The organism is Polynucleobacter sp. MWH-UH23A, from assembly GCF_040409805.1.
Lineage (GTDB): Bacteria > Pseudomonadota > Gammaproteobacteria > Burkholderiales > Burkholderiaceae > Polynucleobacter.
In genome coordinates this window covers 121,188-138,360 of record NZ_CP099572.1, presented here as the reverse complement: position 1 = coordinate 138,360, position 17,173 = coordinate 121,188, and the positions used below count along the sequence as shown (strand labels likewise).

20 protein-coding genes and 1 tRNA gene are annotated in these 17,173 nt (G+C 43.6%); 11 read left to right on the top strand and 10 right to left on the bottom strand.

Translation table 11 applies throughout. From position 1 onward, the window contains the following. Window positions 1-92 precede the first annotated feature (92 nt). Entirely contained in the window at window positions 93-443 is a 351-nt protein-coding gene (locus NHB35_RS00790; RefSeq protein ID WP_353432468.1) for a hypothetical protein, read from the top strand. Between the two features lie 113 nt (window positions 444-556). Here NHB35_RS00790 and ychF read toward each other — a convergent pair whose 3' ends face one another. Next, window positions 557-1,651, bottom strand: coding sequence for a redox-regulated ATPase YchF (gene ychF / locus NHB35_RS00785; RefSeq protein WP_353432466.1), 1,095 nt, complete (start codon window positions 1,649-1,651; stop codon window positions 557-559). Window positions 1,652-1,691: 40 nt separating this feature from the next. Between ychF and NHB35_RS00780 the strand changes: the two genes are divergently transcribed. The 4 genes from NHB35_RS00780 to NHB35_RS00765 are packed head-to-tail and all read left to right on the top strand — an operon-like array spanning window position 1,692 to window position 6,289. Continuing rightward, window positions 1,692-2,966, top strand: a complete 1,275-nt coding sequence (locus tag NHB35_RS00780) for an FAD-dependent monooxygenase (protein WP_353432465.1) — start codon at window positions 1,692-1,694, stop codon at window positions 2,964-2,966. Beyond that, window positions 2,959-3,711, top strand: a complete 753-nt coding sequence (locus NHB35_RS00775) for a DsbC family protein (protein ID WP_353432464.1) — start codon at window positions 2,959-2,961, stop codon at window positions 3,709-3,711. Before NHB35_RS00780 ends, NHB35_RS00775 begins: the two co-directional genes overlap by 8 nt. A gap of 18 nt (window positions 3,712-3,729) precedes the next feature. Further along, window positions 3,730-5,508, top strand: a complete 1,779-nt coding sequence (locus NHB35_RS00770) for a PDZ domain-containing protein (protein ID WP_353432463.1) — start codon at window positions 3,730-3,732, stop codon at window positions 5,506-5,508. 7 nt (window positions 5,509-5,515) lie between these two features. Beyond that, window positions 5,516-6,289 carry a uracil-DNA glycosylase gene (locus tag NHB35_RS00765; protein ID WP_353432462.1) on the top strand — a complete coding sequence of 258 codons (774 nt, stop codon included), beginning with the start codon at window positions 5,516-5,518 and terminating at the stop codon, window positions 6,287-6,289. On the opposite strand, the gene NHB35_RS00760 is transcribed toward NHB35_RS00765, so the two are convergent. Continuing rightward, window positions 6,278-6,544, bottom strand: a complete 267-nt coding sequence (locus NHB35_RS00760) for a hypothetical protein (protein WP_353432461.1) — start codon at window positions 6,542-6,544, stop codon at window positions 6,278-6,280. The two genes, NHB35_RS00765 and NHB35_RS00760, sit on opposite strands and share 12 nt — an antisense overlap. Before the next feature lie 54 nt (window positions 6,545-6,598). Here NHB35_RS00760 and hemA point away from each other — a divergent pair, with 54 nt between their 5' ends. The 5 genes from hemA to rmuC all read left to right on the top strand — a co-directional run bounded on the left by hemA (window position 6,599) and on the right by rmuC (window position 11,568). Next, the gene (hemA, locus tag NHB35_RS00755; protein WP_353432460.1) at window positions 6,599-7,915 is read left to right on the top strand and encodes a glutamyl-tRNA reductase; all 1,317 of its coding nucleotides are present in this window, start codon (window positions 6,599-6,601) and stop codon (window positions 7,913-7,915) included. Next, window positions 7,916-8,995: a peptide chain release factor 1 gene (gene prfA / locus NHB35_RS00750; RefSeq protein WP_353432459.1), complete on the top strand. Its 1,080-nt coding sequence runs from the start codon at window positions 7,916-7,918 to the stop codon at window positions 8,993-8,995. 30 nt (window positions 8,996-9,025) lie between these two features. Then, window positions 9,026-9,865 carry a peptide chain release factor N(5)-glutamine methyltransferase gene (gene prmC / locus NHB35_RS00745; protein WP_353432458.1) on the top strand — a complete coding sequence of 280 codons (840 nt, stop codon included), beginning with the start codon at window positions 9,026-9,028 and terminating at the stop codon, window positions 9,863-9,865. A gap of 96 nt (window positions 9,866-9,961) precedes the next feature. Further along, a complete protein-coding gene (grxD, locus tag NHB35_RS00740) occupies window positions 9,962-10,270 on the top strand; it encodes a Grx4 family monothiol glutaredoxin (RefSeq protein ID WP_215390025.1) in 309 nt (102 codons plus the stop codon). A 23-nt stretch (window positions 10,271-10,293) separates the two neighbouring features. Beyond that, entirely contained in the window at window positions 10,294-11,568 is a 1,275-nt protein-coding gene (rmuC, locus tag NHB35_RS00735) for a DNA recombination protein RmuC (RefSeq protein ID WP_353432457.1), read from the top strand. On the opposite strand, the gene NHB35_RS00730 is transcribed toward rmuC, so the two are convergent. Continuing rightward, window positions 11,554-11,796 carry a hypothetical protein gene (locus NHB35_RS00730; protein ID WP_353433450.1) on the bottom strand — a complete coding sequence of 81 codons (243 nt, stop codon included), beginning with the start codon at window positions 11,794-11,796 and terminating at the stop codon, window positions 11,554-11,556. The two genes, rmuC and NHB35_RS00730, sit on opposite strands and share 15 nt — an antisense overlap. Here NHB35_RS00730 and NHB35_RS00725 point away from each other — a divergent pair. Further along, window positions 11,678-12,919: an MFS transporter gene (locus NHB35_RS00725; protein WP_353433357.1), complete on the top strand. Its 1,242-nt coding sequence runs from the start codon at window positions 11,678-11,680 to the stop codon at window positions 12,917-12,919. The genes NHB35_RS00730 and NHB35_RS00725 overlap by 119 nt on opposite strands. 2 nt (window positions 12,920-12,921) lie before the next feature. Here the strand turns inward: NHB35_RS00725 and NHB35_RS00720 are convergent, their stop codons facing one another. From NHB35_RS00720 to NHB35_RS00690, 7 genes are all read right to left on the bottom strand, one after another. Next, window positions 12,922-13,818, bottom strand: coding sequence for a hypothetical protein (locus tag NHB35_RS00720; protein WP_353432456.1), 897 nt, complete (start codon window positions 13,816-13,818; stop codon window positions 12,922-12,924). A gap of 10 nt (window positions 13,819-13,828) precedes the next feature. After that, window positions 13,829-14,506 (bottom strand): hypothetical protein, encoded by a 678-nt coding sequence (locus tag NHB35_RS00715; RefSeq protein WP_353432455.1) that lies wholly within the window; start codon window positions 14,504-14,506, stop codon window positions 13,829-13,831. A gap of 8 nt (window positions 14,507-14,514) precedes the next feature. Next, window positions 14,515-15,123, bottom strand: coding sequence for a class I SAM-dependent methyltransferase (locus tag NHB35_RS00710; protein ID WP_353432454.1), 609 nt, complete (start codon window positions 15,121-15,123; stop codon window positions 14,515-14,517). A 50-nt stretch (window positions 15,124-15,173) separates the two neighbouring features. Then, a tRNA-Thr gene (locus tag NHB35_RS00705) sits at window positions 15,174-15,249 on the bottom strand. A gap of 17 nt (window positions 15,250-15,266) precedes the next feature. Then, window positions 15,267-15,668: a ClpXP protease specificity-enhancing factor gene (locus NHB35_RS00700; RefSeq protein WP_353432453.1), complete on the bottom strand. Its 402-nt coding sequence runs from the start codon at window positions 15,666-15,668 to the stop codon at window positions 15,267-15,269. Between the two features lie 22 nt (window positions 15,669-15,690). Further along, entirely contained in the window at window positions 15,691-16,302 is a 612-nt protein-coding gene (locus NHB35_RS00695) for a glutathione S-transferase N-terminal domain-containing protein (protein WP_353432452.1), read from the bottom strand. A gap of 83 nt (window positions 16,303-16,385) precedes the next feature. Continuing rightward, window positions 16,386-17,159, bottom strand: coding sequence for a cytochrome c1 (locus NHB35_RS00690; RefSeq protein ID WP_353432451.1), 774 nt, complete (start codon window positions 17,157-17,159; stop codon window positions 16,386-16,388). Between the last annotated feature and the right edge of the window lie 14 nt (window positions 17,160-17,173).

Here is a 17,173-nt window from a genome sequence, read left to right as displayed (position 1 = left end):
TAAGGAATATTATGACTAAAGTCAATGGCAACAACTGCAAATCAGGAATAGAATGTTATTCACCTAATAGCTAATTATTAAATATTTGATTCATGCCAATTGAAAAGCCATCCGCATATCTTCGTTTTTTAAATTTAATCGACACACTCGATCGGATTAACCCAGGCAAGAAGTTAGATGCAATCGAAAAAAGTCTATTAGACAGAATTGTTACTGCAGCACATGCAAATCAAACCATCTTAGTAGGCGATCTTATTTCATTATCCGAACTCGGGTCTCAAGCTACTTTGCATGGACGCCTCAAGAATCTTGTTGCTATGGGCTATATCAAAATGGTTTCAAACGATGATGGCCGTAAGAAAGAGGTGCTACCTACTAAAGCAACCATTAAGCGCTATGAAGACATCTCAAAATGCTTAGAGAAAGCACTTAAATCGGCTTAAGAGGCCCCAAAGTAGACATCCTGAGGACATTAAAAAAGCCCTGTTAAAACTAACAGGGCTTTTTATTTCTATCTTCTGCGTCTTATTCACTTAATTCTTTATTCACTTAATCCTTAAACGTTAAATAAGAAGTTGAGCACATCTCCGTCCTTCACAACATATTCTTTTCCTTCAGCACGCATTTTTCCAGCTTCCTTGGCACCTGATTCACCTTTATATTGAATAAAGTCATCATAAGAAATCGTTTGCGCACGAATGAAGCCACGCTCAAAATCAGTATGAATTACACCGGCTGCTTTTGGCGCAGTATCGCCCTGATGAATGGTCCAGGCGCGCACTTCTTTAACGCCGGCAGTAAAGTAGGTATGCAATCCCAAAAGGGCATAGCCAGCACGAATAACGCGGTCTAAGCCTGGCTCATCCATGCCCAGATCAGCCAAGAATGCTGATTTATCAGCATCATCCAAATCCGCAATCTCAGCTTCAATGGCTGCACATACAGCCACTACTGGTGCTTTTTCTTTGGCAGCATGTTGCTTCACCGCTTCAAGATGTGGATTATTTTCGAAGCCATCTTCTTTAACGTTTGCAACATACATCGCAGGCTTTGCGGTGATTAAACACAAAGGCTTAATCAAGATCTTTTCTTCATCCGTCAAACTTAAACTGCGCACGGGTTGTGCAGAATCTAAATGGGTCTGCACTTTAGTGAGGACCGCAACTAAAGCAGCTGCTTCTTTATCGTTACCAGACTTTGCTGCCTTGCTAGAACGAGCAAGCGTTTTTTCAACCGTAGCCAAATCCGAGAGTGCTAACTCGGTATCAATAACACCAATATCAGCAATAGGGTCAATCTTGCCAGCAACGTGAATCACATTGGGATCTTCGAAACAGCGCACTACATGAGTAATAGCATCTGTTTCCCGAATATTGGCTAAGAACTGATTGCCAAGGCCTTCGCCCTTTGAGGCGCCAGCCACCAAGCCCGCAATATCCACAAACTCCACTGCGGCTGGCAGGATACGCTCAGGCTTTACGATCTCAGCCAAGGCGGCTAAGCGAGGGTCTGGAACCTCAACAACACCAACGTTAGGCTCAATTGTGCAAAAAGGGTAGTTTTCTGCAGCGATTCCAGCCTTGGTAAGCGCATTAAAGAGGGTAGATTTGCCGACGTTAGGCAGGCCGACGATGCCACATTTCAAAGACATGCCCACATTGTAATGGTGCTGGTTTCGATATCATCAAGGTATGTCAGAAGCACGCCATCATCATTCATCTAAAAAACAGGTAAATTCCTCGCCAATACGCTCCATTGAGGTTGCTGTAGTGGGCGGAGGCATAGCCGGCAAGGCCTGTGCCCTAGGCTTAGCCCAGCTTGGGCTGAATACCGTAGAAATTGCCCCTGATTTAGGTAGCCCAACCCCCGCCCCTCAAGGTGCTCAGTGGGGTCAAAGAATCTACGCCTTTTCGCCAAGCACCCAAAAATTACTGGCGCATCTCCAAACATGGGATGCCCTGGACCAGAGTCGAATGCAAGTTGTAAGGGACATGCGTATTTATGGCGATCGTGGAGAGAGAAATGATCAACTACATCTCTCCGCCTTTGAGGCTGGTACTTCACAACTTGCTTGGATTGGTGAATCCAATTTAATAGAACACACACTTGATCAAGCCTCACGCTTTCAAAATAAGCTTGAGCGTATTGCTGATGCCGTAGAAACAATTGAAATGAATGAACAAGGCAGCACCTTACATCTGAAGAATGGTGAGTCAATTCATGCGCAACTCGTTATAGCAGCCGATGGTGCAAACTCCCCCATTCGCTCTGCTATCGGAATTTCCGCTAGCGAAGAAAGTTACTCACAAAATGCTGTGGTTGCAAATTGGCTTTGCACTTACCCCCATCTTGAAACAGCGTTTCAATGGTTTCTGCCTGATGGAGATATTGTGGCGATGTTGCCTTTACCAGATAAACAGGTGTCAATGGTGTGGTCAACCTCTCCAGAACATGCTGCAGAACTCTTAAGACTTGACCAATCTGAATGGCAAGAACGTTTCTCATCTGTCGCAAATGGCGTCATTCAAAAACAATTGGGTGAGCTAACTCTAAACTCTGTTCCCGCTACATTTCCATTGCGCAAGATCCGCGCCTCACGCTTTATTGGTCCAGAAGACAATCCTAAAGTGGCGCTCATCGGAGATGCCGCACATGTGATGCACCCTCTAGCGGGCCAAGGCCTCAACCTTGGTTTAAGAGATGTTGCCGTCTTGCTAAATATTATTGGTAAACGTGAGTCCTTCCGCCAATTAAATGATTTGACCTTGTTACGTCGTTATGAACGTCAACGGCAGGGTGATACCAGCGCTCTTCTATGGGTAACAGACAAATTGAAAAAACTATTTTCTGGCACCAGTACTACAGAAAAACAATTGCGTAATTGGGGTCTTGGCTTGGTTAACAAGAGCCACTTCATCAAACAGCGACTAATCGAGCGCGCTCTAGGAGAAATTGATTTTGACTAAATTACCATCCAACTTATTGTCTACTTTGCTGTCCACCATTGCATTGACAGCAGGATTACTATGCCTAAGTCTTGCCCCTTCAGAATCTGCATTTGCACAAACAGAGCAGCAAATTAAGACTGACATTCAGAAAAAGCTGGGTAGTAATGCAAAAGTACGCAGCGTTACAGCCGCCCCTATATCTGGCCTGTATGAAGTTTTAGTTGGCAATGAAATTTTCTACACTGATACTTCTGGTAAATATTTAATTCAGGGTGAAATTATTGAACTCGCCTCTGGCAAAAATATTACAGAGCAAAGACAAGCTGACCTCAATCGCATCAAATGGAGCGACTTAAATCAAGCCAATGCATTTAAAACAGTGCGTGGTAATGGTCAGCGCCAATTGGCTATTTTCTCAGACCCGAACTGTGGTTACTGCAAGCGATTAGAAAAGTCTTTGCAGCAACTAGATAATGTCACTATCTACACCTATCTCATTCCAATTCTGTCACCAGACTCTGCGCAAAAATCAAAGCAAATCTGGTGCAGCGCTGATCCCAACAAGAGCTATATTGATTGGATGGTCAATGGAATTGCGCCAACGGGTAAAACTGACTGTAGCAATCCACTGGACAAAAATTTAGCCTTTGCAAAAGCGTATGGCATCACTGGCACCCCGACACTTTTCTTTACCGATGGTAGCCGCTTTCCTGGTGCGGTTCAAGTAAGCGATATTGAGAAAAAATTTAATTCACTGAAGTAGAAGATTAAAAAGACACCGATGCAAAACTCTGATTTGCCAGCAATTCAATACACAGTATGGCCTGCAGACTTGCACAGCCATCGCTTCAAAGTAAAGCTGCATATTGCTAATCCTGACCCGGCGGGGCAAGTGTTAAAGATGGCGGCATGGATTCCTGGTAGCTATTTAATTCGAGACTTCTCTAAGCATGTTGAAACGATTGAGGCTTCTCACTCTTTAACCCAAAAGAGATTCCCGTTTGATCGCATTGACAACAATCAATGGAGATTGCCAGCAGACATTAATGGACCGGTTGATATCGTCACAACGGTATACGCATTTGATAACTCTGTTCGCGCAGCCTACTTAGACACTGAACGTGGTTTCTTCAACCCCACTAGCTTATGTCTTGAAGTCAAAGGGCAAGAAAATATTCCCTGCTCTCTTGCAATTGTTCCTTCTGAGGATGTATCCACTGAAAACTGGAGAGTACAAACAGGTTTGCGCAAGGCTAAGACTGATGATCGCGGCTTTGGCTTTTACCTGGCAAAAAGCTACGATGATCTCATTGATCACCCTGTGGCTCTCGGGGAGTTTCAGTTGGTCAACTGGCATTCCAATAACGTCCCACATAGCATGGCTATACAAGGTTGCTTGCACCCCATTGATGTTGCTCGTCTTGCCACTGACTTACAAGCTATTTGCACCTGCACGATTAATTTATTTGAACCTAAAACAAAACGTGCGCCATTTAACAACTACCTTTTTCTAGTTAATGCGGTACTGAATGGCTATGGCGGGCTTGAGCATCAAAACAGTACAGCCCTGCTCTGCCGTAGAGATCAGATTCCACAGAAACAGATACCACTTGATGAAACAGCTTACCGAGAATTTCTAGGCCTTTGTAGCCACGAATATTTCCATGCCTGGTTGGTAAAACGTATTCAGCCAAAGGCTTTCCAGCCTTACGACCTACAAAATAGAAATCACACTCAATTACTTTGGCTGTTTGAGGGCTTTACCAGCTACTATGACGACTTGCAACTTTTCAGAAGCAAGCGAATTACCTTAGATCAATATCTCAAATTAGTTGCCGATAATTGGAATGGAATTTTGCGCGGCCCTGGAAGACTCAAGCAAAGCTTGGCTAACAGCTCGTTTGATGCCTGGACAAAATACTATCAAGCTGATGAAAACACTGTGAACGCTGTTGTGAGCTATTACGGCAAAGGGGCATTGCTAGCTCTTGGATTAGATTTACAAATCCGTGCATTCTCTAAAAACAAAAAATCGCTGGATGATTTAATGCGCTTAATTTGGCAACGTCATGGGGTAACGCTAGATGGAATTACGGAAAATGGTTTGGATGATTTAATTCAACAGTTGCTTGGTGACGGATTCCAAAAAATCTGGAACGACTTTAAATCTCGCTATGTACATGGCACCGAAGACATTCCACTGCGAAAATGGCTTTCTTCAAAAGTGGTGTCTGTAAGTTCAAAGGTTCAGACAAAGTTAGAGAAGATCAAGCTACAACTAGGATTGCGTCATACCGATGCCAATGGTTGGCTCAAGGTTACCCATGTTCTAGACGGCGGCGCTGCTCAAAGAGCTGGCTTGGCACCTGGCGATTTATTGGCCAGCATTAACGGTCAACGTATCACTACCGGCCGCTGGGATAAAGTGCTCAATAGCCTGTCGGAACATCAACATATCTCAGTTTGTTTTTATCGAGATGATCTTGAACATGAACGCATCTTAGTATTGCAACCATCACAGTTACCGACGCAATACGAGTTAATCCCCGCTACTAAATAACAAAAAGATGTTCTCTTTTTCTAAGGAAGCTATTCCAAAAGACTGGCGCGCATTATTAGGCGACTACTTTGATACGGCCGACTGGAAAGCGCTTGAGAACAACATAAAAAAAGAACTCCATAACAACCTAGAAAGTATTCGACCTGAGCTACACAATTTCTTCAAAGCGCTTGAATTAACTCCAGTTGACGCAGTGAAAGTGGTCATACTCGGTCAAGATCCATATCACTCACCCGGTCTTGCACAAGGCTTAGCATTTTCAATTCCAAATAACATCTCAACAAACTCGCGAGAGTTCCCTAGCTCACTACGCAACATCAGCAAAGCCCTCAGCATTGAAGGGTTTGGCGCGCTACCTAATGGCGATCTACATCACTGGGCAAAGCAAGGGATTTTGTTGCTCAATACTGCTCTTAGCGTCAAATTAGGTGAGGCTGGAAGTCATGCCAACTTGGGCTGGAAGAGTCTGATTGATCGATTGATATTTAGGCTATCGGCTCAAAAATCGCAGTTAGTTTGGTTGCTTTGGGGTGGACATGCCCAATCGAAGCTAGCGTTGATTTCGCAAAATAATGATCAATTCATTTTGCAATCCTCACACCCTTCTGGTTTAGGTGTTTATAAAACCAATACACCTTTTTTAGTACCTGGCGATCAGGAAAGTTGTGGACACTTCACAAAAACCAATGAGTGGTTAATAGCTCATCAATTAGATCCCATTCAATGGGTAAAAACTTCCGCCAACAGAGAAAGTAATGCTCAAGCCAATTTATTTGGCTAGGGATGTGTACAAGCAGCCAATCGTGCATGAAGCCAAAATGGCACTAGCCCACTCCAGCATTTGGCCAGACTGAAAAAAATGGGTGTATTGACCCAAATAAGAGCTTGCTAGAGCCGCCACAAAGCCAAGAAGACTGGCAAGCACTAGATTGCGAAAATTTGCAGTCTTAGAGCGATTTTTTGAGCTTCCTGGATGCAAAATCCAGGCTGCGCAGCCAGTGGCACCCCCGATCACCAGAAAAGCCAAAAAACCCATTTTTACCCCCTTTTTGTATCCCTGATTGAGGCCATCAAATCTATAATCACCATTATGAAGTTGTTGACACTGGGCATCAATCATCACACAGCGCCGGTCGCCATTCGGGAAAAGGTCGCCTTTGATCCTGAATTTCTTCAAGAAGCGTTGCACGATCTTCGCCAGCACTTGCTGGGAGCGAATCAATCTGGCTTGCCTGAAGCAACCATTTTGTCTACCTGCAACCGCACAGAAGTCTATTGCGCAGCCAATGATGCAAACGCTGCCGATGTTCTACATGAAGCTACTTTTGATTGGCTTGCAAAAACTCAGCAACTTGCCCCAAGCAGCCTTCAGCCCCACATTTATTCCCTACCCCAATCTGACGCTGTTCGTCACGCATTTAGAGTGGCCTGCGGTTTAGATTCCATGGTGATTGGTGAAACTCAAATTCTTGGTCAAATGAAAGATGCTGTGCGCACCGCAAATGATGCGGGCGTATTAGGCACTTACTTAAATCAGCTGTTTCAGAAAACATTCGCCGTTGCCAAAGAAGTTCGTGGATCTACAGAAATTGGCGCGCACTCTATTTCCATGGCGGCAGCAGCTGTTCGCCTATCTGAGAGAATTTTTGAAAAAATTTCTGAGCAAAAAATTCTGTTTATTGGCGCAGGCGAAATGATTTCTTTATGCGCTACACACTTTGTGGCGCGTAAACCTAAAAATGTCGCAATAGCTAATCGCACAATTGAGCGTGGACAAGAGTTGGCCGACTCTATCGCAGCACAAGATGTGCAGGCAGAGTCCTTCAAGCTATCCGAGCTACCTGGTCGCCTGCATGAGTTCGACATTATTGTTTCCAGCACCGCCTCCTCACTACCTATCATTGGCTTGGGTATGGTGGAAAGCGCCCTAAAACAACGTCGCCATAAACCGATGGTGATGATTGATTTAGCAGTGCCTCGCGACTTTGAACCTGAAATCTCCAGGCTCGATGATGTGTATCTCTATACAGTTGATGATCTTGGAGTCATGATTCAAACGGGTGCTAATTTACGACAAGCTGCTGTCAGTCAAGCTGAAGCAATCATCGAAGATCGCGTCGGAAACTTTATGCATTGGATGCAAGGACGTAATGCGGTTCCTTTGATTCAAGATATTCAACAACAAGGCGAACGCTTAAGACAGCTTGAACTTGAGCGCGCTATGAAGCGCTTAATGCGTGGCGATGATCCACAAGAAGTTTTAAGTGCCATGGCACAAGGGCTCACAAATAAATTTTTGCATGGCTCTCTTCATGCCTTACAGCATTCCAATGGCGCTGAGCGCGACGCCTTGATTAAGCTATTACCCAAACTATTCGCCTCTCATACCAAACCTGAAGACCATTAGATGAAGCCCAGCATGCGGGCTAAGCTGGAACATCTAGACACGCGCTTAGCCGAACTCAACTCCCTTTTAACCTCAGAAGAGGCAACCAAAGATATGGATGCCTATCGCAAACTCACGCGTGAACATTCAGATATCGCAACTGTGGTCCAGCAGTTTGGCCTTTACAAACAAGCGGAGGCCGATGCTCAAGCCGCTGAGGAAATGCGCAAAGATCCAGAAATGAAGGACTTTGCTGATGAGGAACAAAAGCAAGCGCAAGCCACAATGGAAGAGCTGGAGGCTAGCCTGCAGAAACTACTATTACCCAAAGATGAAAATGACGAGCGTAACGTTTTTTTAGAAATTCGGGCAGGCACTGGCGGGGATGAGAGCGCCCTTTTTGCAGCAGATCTTTTGCGGATGTACGCCCGCTTTGCAGAGCGACAAGGCTGGAAAGTAGAGATGGTCAGCGCTACAGAGTCAGATTTGGGTGGCTATAAAGAGGTTGTTCTTCGTTTAGTGGGTCAATCGGTTTACTCGCGCCTCAAATTTGAATCAGGCGGTCATCGTGTACAACGTGTTCCCCAAACAGAAACTCAAGGACGTATTCATACATCGGCTTGCACTGTCGCAGTTATGCCAGAAGCAGATGAACTAGAAGCAGTCAAAATCAATCCCGCTGAATTACGTATCGACACCTTCCGAGCCTCTGGTGCTGGTGGGCAGCATATTAATAAAACAGATTCAGCGGTTCGTATTACCCACTTACCAACAGGCACTGTGGTGGAATGCCAAGATGATCGTAGTCAACATCGCAATCGCGAACAAGCGATGAAAGTGCTCGTTTCGCGCATCATGGATGCACGCGAACGCGAGAAGCATCAACTCGAAGCACAAACCAGAAAATCATTGATTGGTTCTGGCGATCGCAGCGATCGTATTCGCACTTACAACTTTCCACAGGGCCGTATCACTGATCACCGCATCAATCTCACGCTCTATAAGATTGATGCCATGATGGATGGTGATATTGATGATTTATGCAATGCGCTTGCATCTGAACATCAGGCCGAACTACTTGCAGCACTTGGTGAAAACTAAATTTTTATTAGGTCCATTATGAGTAGGGACTTGAGTCTGCGATCCTTATTGGGCAGTACCTTACTACCTCGCAATGAGGCTCATATCTTGATGGCATACGCGCTGGATAAGCATTTTCGGCTACCTCGTTCAACGCTCGTCTCTCGCGATGAAATGGAGCTTAGAGGATTGGCTTTAGAGGAATGGCAATCTCTTGAATCGAGAAGGCTGAATGGCGAGCCAGTTGCCTACCTTATTGGCAAGCGCGGATTTCATAAGATTGAGCTTCGAGTCGCACCTGGTGTCTTAATACCGCGCCCAGAAACTGAATTACTTGTTGATATAGCCCTTCAAGAAATCAAGCGCATTGAGGGAAATATAAAGCATCCAAAGATTCTGGATCTTGGCACAGGTTCTGGAGCCATTGCCCTCGCTATCGCTAATGAGGCGTCCAATACTCAAGTCGTTGCTACAGATCAATCCACTGAAGCACTTTCAATCGCTAAGTCGAATGCAAATTATTTAGGGTTAGAAAAACAAGTTCAGCTTGCTCAGGGAAGCTGGTATGAAGCCTTAAGTGAAGATCAGGTATTTGATGTCATTTTGAGCAATCCTCCATACATTGCCAATCAAGATCCGCACCTAAATCAGGGAGATTTGCGGTTTGAACCCATTGATGCCTTAACAGATCACTCCACTGGACTGAGCTGCCTAGAGATAATCATTATGGGAGGCCTTAAACACCTCAAATCAGGGGGGCTAATTGCTGTGGAGCATGGATATGATCAGTCTGATGCGGTAGCTGGCTTAATGAGTGCAGCAGGATTGGGGGATATTCAAATCCATTACGATTTAGCTAGCCACCCAAGGGTTGTTTCAGCTAGGAAGTAAATCAGCGACTTTCTTTTTTTGGATTAAGTCTTAAAATTGGAGTCAAGAAACTGATAAATTGTTATCACTTCAGTTAAGCATTTTTAGGATAAATTTATGGATACCCAAGCTCAAATCAAAGAAATCATTACCAGCCATCCCGTTGTACTTTTTATGAAAGGTACTGCGCAATTTCCACAATGTGGTTTCTCCGGAAATGCTGTCAATATTCTTCGTGCTAGCGGTGTTGAGAAGTTGCATACCGTGAATGTTTTGGAAGATCCTGCGATTCGTCAAGGCATTAAGGAATTTGCAAATTGGCCAACGATTCCTCAGCTCTATATCAATGGTGAATTCATTGGTGGCTCAGACATCATGACTGAGATGTATCAGTCCGGCGAATTACAAAAACTCGTCAAAGCCTAATTTGCTTTTGCATTTTTTAATTCGTGACTTTTGATTTAGCCTCCCTTTTACTATTTGGCCTGCCACTAGGATTGTGCGCAGGCCTTTTAGTTTATGTCTTTAATCTTCGATCAAATCTAAATCGTCTAGAGCTGCAGAATCATGATGGAATAGCCTTAGCCGATGCTTTGAGAGTAGAGCGGGATAAAGCATTGCAAAATGCAATTCGCCTAGAGGCTGAACTCGAGTCTGAGCGCAAGCAAGGTTTAAGTCGAATTGAAGCTTTAAATGAAGCTAAAGAAGCACTCACCAATCAATTCAAAAACCTGGCCAATGAAATCCTAGAAGATAAATCCAAACGTTTTACCGAACAAAACGCCGCCAGTCTCGATGCGCTTCTAAAGCCCCTACAAACCAAACTCAATGAGTTCAAAGAGCAGGTCAGTAACACCTATGGCAATGAAGCGCGTGAGCGACATGCCCTCAAAAGTGAAATTGAGCGCCTAGCCAATCTTAACTTAAGGATGTCTGATGAGACTCGCTCCTTAACCCAGGCTCTAAAGGGTGACTCTAAAGTTCAAGGTAATTGGGGTGAGCTCGTCCTTGAGTCCATTCTGGAATCATCTGGCCTTCGTAAGGGTGAAGAATACGTCGTTCAAGATAGCCATACACAAAGTGATGGATCACGCCTTCAGCCCGACGTAGTAATAAGGCTGCCAGAGGGAAGAAGTCTTGTAGTAGATAGTAAAGTCTCTATTACGGCCTATGCAAAGCATGCTGAAACAACGGATGTCGATATCGCAGAACGTGAACTAGCTGCTCATATTCAATCTTTACGCCAACATATTCAAGGGCTCTCAGGCAAGAACTACAGCTCACTATATGGAGTTAGTTCGGTAGATTTTGTATTGATGTTTGTTCCTATTGAGCCTGCTTTCTTGCTCGCTTTAAAGACAGTCCCAAATCTCTACCAAGAGGCTTTAGCAAAAAATATTGTATTGGTATGCCCAAGTACTTTAATGGCAACCCTACGAACTGTTGCTCACCTTTGGAGACAAGATCATCAGAATCGCAATGCATTAGAGATTGCCAAACAATGTGGCAATCTCTATGACAAATTTGTGGGCTTTGTAGATGATCTTGAGAAATTAGGTCAACGACTTGATCAAGCGCAAACTAGTTATCACGATGCTTTCAATAAGCTTAAAACGGGCAAGGGCAATCTAATACGCTCCGCGGAGAGAGTGCGTGAACTAGGTGTAAAGCCCACCAAGAACTTATCTACACCATTGATTGAATCATCCTCAGACGCCGAATAAATTGACCACACTAGAAAAGTCGGAAGGCAAAGAGCTTAAGCAAAAATCTTCATATAGAAAGGTGGCAATCGCAACATGCTTTGGCACCTTTTTGGAGTGGTATGACTTTCTGACCTTTGCTAGCTTAGCGGTCATTTTTGGACCATTATTTTTTCCATCAAGCGATCCTAATGCAGGCCTTCTAGCCAGCCTGGCAACTTTTGGTGTGGGCATGGTGGTAAGGCCCATAGGTTCCGCCCTATTTGGCTCTTTAGGCGACCGCATCGGGCGTAAACCCGTTTTCATGATCACGATTGGCTTAATGGGTGCTGCAACTGTTTGTGTGGGATTCTTGCCAACCTACTCAGAGATTGGCATTTGGGCGCCTATTTTGCTTGTGACCCTTAGATTATTTCAAGGGCTATCAGCTGGCGGGGAAATTGGAGGTGGGGCCGTCTATCTCACTGAGCACGCCGGTAATGAAAATCGAGGATTTAAAACAAGTTTCTTGCAACTCATGGGGCCCCTGGGAATTTTGGCATCGACAATACAGATTTCCGTACTCCAAAGCCGGCTCACCATTGAAGAATTCCAATCCTGGGGCTGGCGAGTACCGTTTTGGACATCTCTATTACTCCTGGCGATCGCGTTTTATATTCGCAGATCACTAGAAGAAACGCCCGTGTTTTTGGAGCTAAGCAAACAAGATCAAACTCAATCGCAACTGGTAAACAATTTTAAAGATGGAGAAATTCGCAAAAGAATGTTTCTTTTATTTTTTTGCGTCTCTTCAAGCGGAGCAATTTTGTTTTTTTGCGTTCAAGTCTATGCAGCAATCTTTCTCAAAACTTCAATCAAACTTGATTCAACTTTAGTCGATAAGCTCAGCATTATTTCTACAATAGCCTTACTCCCACTTACCGTATTTGCAGGATGGCTGTCCGATAAAGTCGGGCGAAAACCCGTTATCCTTGCAGGCATTTCTCTGGGGGTGATATTGTTATATCCAGCATTTCAGTTGCTAGTCTTTTTGGGGGATGACTTCTTGGCACATGAAAGATCGCTCTCACTAATTAGCATAACAATAGTGCTCGTCTTTTTATCTAGCATGCTTGCATTAGTTGTTGGGCCGCAAACCGCCATATTGGCTGAATTATTTCCAGCAAGGAATCGAAATAGTGCCGCAACCCTTCCCCATAACCTCGCTGCTGGCTGGATTGGAGGTCTACTTCCCTTGATTGTTACTTGGCTAAACCAATTTTTCGAAAACTCTCTTGCGGGACTTTGGTATCCAATGATTTTTCTTGGCTTATCCGGAACTATTGCAGCATACTATTTACCGGAAACAAAATGTACCAGCCTTCTTAGGTAAAACTAAAGAGCCTGAATACTTTCAGCAATCTTTTGCTGCATAGCAATCTTAAAATTTGACCACCAATCAATACAACGATGTTGAAGTTCAAGGATTTGATTTGGATTGGAAACGCACTTTGATTTCATTTCTTCTAGAAATTTCGGTAACTCATGCCATGAACTAAGAATTGGAAAAGGAACATCACCAAACATTGCTAAAGCATCTTTACTGAACAAAAATTCATGTGGTAGAGATATTGGGATGCATCCTAATTCCAAAGCATCGTAAAGACGAATTGTTTCTGGATTGTTACCCGAAGGGCATGGGGCAAAAATGCTGTCTTCCATAATTGCAGAATACAGGCCTACGTTATAACCACCAGCAAATCCATTGGATGGCATTACATATAAGTTCTCACCACAAGCAGCTGCTGGGCCTGCAAAACTTACGCGCTCATTGTTATATGAGACCGCATTATTGATCCAGCCAAGGAATGCAGATAAAGACTGGCGCTGAGAGGCTACTTTTAAAGAATTCTTATCCCTTGGGCCAACGCCTGTTCTAAATCCATTTGGTGCCCACAAGATTTTTTTGCCAATATGAGAATCGTTAATAATACTAGGGAAATAGTAGTTACGAATAACAAGATCACACTCCGCATATGCTGAAATGTCTTTATCAAGCCGCTCCCCACCCATATGATAGAGAACTATATTATTGCCAAGCGACTTAATATGGCGGATTAGGTCAACATTAATTTGATTAAGCTCTAGATAAACCACCGCAGATTCACCAACAATATTAGGGTTGAAGCCGAAACTGTAAGATGCCCCACCAAAAATATCATTTTGAATAAACCAGGTCTCTAGTGCTGAGTTGAGGGAGTCTGGGGTGCTAATGATTTGCAAATTTCTCATGTAAACAAATCTAGCCTTGGTGATATTGAATTATTGAATCTGAGTTTGAATAATAAGCGTTGAGCTCGCTAAAGGAGAGCGGAGGATTAGAGTAATCATGCCAAATTTTTATTGGGCCAAAAAAACTTCGGTACCACTGAGGTCTAAAATTCCAATTTAATGGCAAAACAAATGGATTAAATCTAGTTTGCTCAATTGCCAAAGCAAATGAGCCCTGATCGTTTGCTGGCATTGTGCCAACACCCTGTTCATTTACAGCAAGAATTGAGGAATCAATCGTTGTTGATAATTCTTTCCAGCAATCAAAAACTACTTTTGAATCCCTATTAAAGAAGATTACTCCGGTGTTGTATTCAATCTCGTCGCCTGAAAAAATTTTAGGGTATCTTCTAGCCCATGGTGACTCACAAATCGACACCGCCAAGCCAAACTGTTGTGCTTTTTTGAAACCAAAATCTAAGCGCCCTAAGACAACCGTATCAATATCTAAAAACAATGTCTCCCCGAAAGGAGAGAGATCAAACATTTTTGCCTTTTGATTTAATGAAGAAATATCTTCTGGAGATGCATTAATTTTGACAATTTCGTGCGGGAGCTCAGGATGAAATTTTTTAACTGACGCTCTTAGGCGCTGAATAGGCAACTTAGATTCGTCACCCCAATATATAGAGAGAATTCCGCGGGTCATAAAAAATATTACTCAATTACATAGTAAAAAGCTGGCATATTTTCAAAACCATTCTTTGAGATAATTTGATAATTTCTTATAAAGAACTCATCAACGGCCTGTTTCACTCCAGGCCAGCCAATATCATCCCCACAAATTACCCCGCCTTTTCTTACCTTTGGGAACCATGCTGCCAAGTCTTTAACTACTCCATCATAGGTGTGATCACCATCGATGTATACAAGATCCAATGATTCATCGACGAATTTATTGGCCGCATCCCAAGATTTTTGTTTCATTAATTTAGCGCGCCCATCAAATCTTAATAAATTAAATGAGACAGCTTTAAATAATCTCTCCATTGCCTGCTGGGAGTTTATTTCACCAAATAGTTGCTGCACATCTTTAGAAAAAATGTCATCGGGGTCATAATCAGCTAAATATGGATCAACATCAACATACTGGATTCCAGGCAAGGTGGTGCAGAGAAAATCTGCATGATAAACATAGGCGACCCCATTTTCTAAGATATTGGTCGCTTTGACCATATGCGCCAAATGAGGAACGATCCCATACGCACCAAACCATGAGCATGTTTTTTTATTCTCTTCAAGAGCAACTAGATCTTGGGTTAGCATCCTGACTCCAAAAGGAAAATGCCTCACTAGAGGTGAGGCATATAAAAATTTGGTGCCCCTTGTCCGACTCGAACAGACCACCTACTGATTACAAATCAGTTGCTCTACCAGATGAGCTAAAGGGGCAATGTTAATATTTTAACCTACTTCACTATCCTTAAAGATGGTTTTCCCGGTTTTGGCTTTTCCTGAGTCTGATCTGAATTTTCAGCCAGATGCAAATCTTTAGGGGGCTCAAGTGGGAAGGACATGCCTTGGCCATTTTCCCTGGCATATATCGCCAAAACATGGCTAATTGGAACCATAATTTTTCTTGGGACGCCTCCAAAACGCGCCTGGAAGCTAATCCAGTCGTTCTCAATTTGGAGCTGATGGCAAGCCTCTAGAGATAGATTAAGAACAATCTCATGGTTCTTGACATACTCTAGCGGCACCTCAACACTAGCATCCACAAACACCGCTATGAAGGGCGTAAAACCAAAATCCGTGCACCACTGATGTAGAGCACGGATTAGGTAGGGCTTGTTACTTGGTATGTCAGACATTCTGACTTCTGGTAATGGGTCTTTAGCGACGCATTACCTTCTCGGAAGGAGTTAATGCCTCAATGTAAGCAGGCCTGCTGAAAATACGCTCCGCATACTTTAAAAGAGGTGCGGCGTTGCGTGATAAGTCAATTCCATAGTGCTCAAGACGCCACAATAATGGAGCAATAGCCACGTCAAGCATTGAGAAATCGTCACCAAGCATGTACTTATTTTTTACGAAAATTGGTGCTAGCTGTGTCAAACGATCACGAATGGCTAAACGAGCCTTGTCATGCGTCTTCTCGGCAGCTTTACCTTTTTCATTTTCCAAAGCAGCAACGTGCACAAATAACTCTTTTTCAAAGTTAAAGAGAAATAAGCGTGCGCGTGCGCGTGCAACCGGATCAGGCGGCATCAATTGTGGATGAGGAAAGCGCTCATCAATGTATTCATTAATGATATTGGACTCATACAAAATTAAATCACGTTCAACCAAGATGGGAACTTGGCCGTAAGGATTCATTACTGAGATATCTTCTGGCTTATTGAATAAATCAACATCGCGGATTTCAAAATCCATGCCTTTTTCGAAAAGCACCAAACGGCAGCGTTGCGAGAATGGGCAATTTGTACCCGAGTACAACACCATCATAAATTTATTTCCTTAAATTTCTACTTCTATACGACAAAAAAACTTGATCACTATTTAATTGAGGCCCATACGGACCTCAATTATCAATGAACGTCTTTCCAATAAGCCTTATTTAGACGCCAAGCCAACAATGTGAAGATGGCTAAGAATATCAGCACAACAACGCCAAGACGCTTACGCTCAAGTTGAACTGGCTCGGCCATCCATGACATAAACGCCACTAGATCGGCAATATTGTCATCATATTCTTGTGGCTTCATGGTGCCTGGCGTTAACTGCTCAAAACCAACAAAAACTTTTTCCATCTTGCTTTCGTCATGTGGATCTTTACGCTCTTCAAACTTAGCAGCGCGTTCACCCTGAAGTTGCCATAAAACATGAGGCATACCTACACTTGGGTAGACCAAATTATTCCAGCCTGTCTGAGTAGTGTCATCTTTGTAGAAAGTACGCAGATAGGTATAAAGCCAATCAGTTCCACGTGCACGAGCCTCTACAGATAAATCTGGAGGATTTTTTCCAAAGAATGCCTTGCCCTCTTTCGGAGTCATTGAGATAGTCATCAAATCGCCGACCTTGGCATCGTTCAAGATGAGGTTATCTTTGATCTGTTGATCTGTTAAGCCAATGTCGCGCAAACGGTTGTAACGCATGCTAGAAGCTGCATGACAGCTCAAGCAATAGTTCACAAACAACTTTGCACCATTTTGCAATGACGCATTACTGCTTACGCGATTAGGTGCCGTATCCAGCGGAAAACCCCCTTCGTTAGCACTGACATTCACACTTAAACCAAGGGCACCAACTAATGCAGCAGCTTGGAAGATGCCCTTCATAGTTTGCAGAATTCGTTTCATACTAGTTCCTAATT

Bases quoted from the DNA above. Each gene is read 5' to 3' on its own strand.
- NHB35_RS00760 (WP_353432461.1), bottom strand. From the start codon at position 6,544: ATGGGTTTTTTGGCTTTTCTGGTGATCGGGGGTGCCACTGGCTGCGCA.
- NHB35_RS00770 (WP_353432463.1), top strand. From the start codon at position 3,730: ATGCAAAACTCTGATTTGCCAGCAATTCAATACACAGTATGGCCTGCA.
- prfA (WP_353432459.1), top strand. From the start codon at position 7,916: ATGAAGCCCAGCATGCGGGCTAAGCTGGAACATCTAGACACGCGCTTA.
- grxD (WP_215390025.1), top strand. From the start codon at position 9,962: ATGGATACCCAAGCTCAAATCAAAGAAATCATTACCAGCCATCCCGTT.
- NHB35_RS00690 (WP_353432451.1), bottom strand. From the start codon at position 17,159: ATGAAACGAATTCTGCAAACTATGAAGGGCATCTTCCAAGCTGCTGCA.
- NHB35_RS00720 (WP_353432456.1), bottom strand. From the start codon at position 13,818: ATGAGAAATTTGCAAATCATTAGCACCCCAGACTCCCTCAACTCAGCA.
- hemA (WP_353432460.1), top strand. From the start codon at position 6,599: ATGAAGTTGTTGACACTGGGCATCAATCATCACACAGCGCCGGTCGCC.
- ychF (WP_353432466.1), bottom strand. From the start codon at position 1,651: ATGTCTTTGAAATGTGGCATCGTCGGCCTGCCTAACGTCGGCAAATCT.
- NHB35_RS00790 (WP_353432468.1), top strand. From the start codon at position 93: ATGCCAATTGAAAAGCCATCCGCATATCTTCGTTTTTTAAATTTAATC.
- NHB35_RS00700 (WP_353432453.1), bottom strand. From the start codon at position 15,668: ATGTCTGACATACCAAGTAACAAGCCCTACCTAATCCGTGCTCTACAT.
- NHB35_RS00695 (WP_353432452.1), bottom strand. From the start codon at position 16,302: ATGATGGTGTTGTACTCGGGTACAAATTGCCCATTCTCGCAACGCTGC.
- NHB35_RS00780 (WP_353432465.1), top strand. From the start codon at position 1,692: ATGTCAGAAGCACGCCATCATCATTCATCTAAAAAACAGGTAAATTCC.
- NHB35_RS00765 (WP_353432462.1), top strand. From the start codon at position 5,516: ATGTTCTCTTTTTCTAAGGAAGCTATTCCAAAAGACTGGCGCGCATTA.
- NHB35_RS00715 (WP_353432455.1), bottom strand. From the start codon at position 14,506: ATGACCCGCGGAATTCTCTCTATATATTGGGGTGACGAATCTAAGTTG.
- NHB35_RS00710 (WP_353432454.1), bottom strand. From the start codon at position 15,123: ATGCTAACCCAAGATCTAGTTGCTCTTGAAGAGAATAAAAAAACATGC.
- NHB35_RS00730 (WP_353433450.1), bottom strand. From the start codon at position 11,796: ATGGGCCTTACCACCATGCCCACACCAAAAGTTGCCAGGCTGGCTAGA.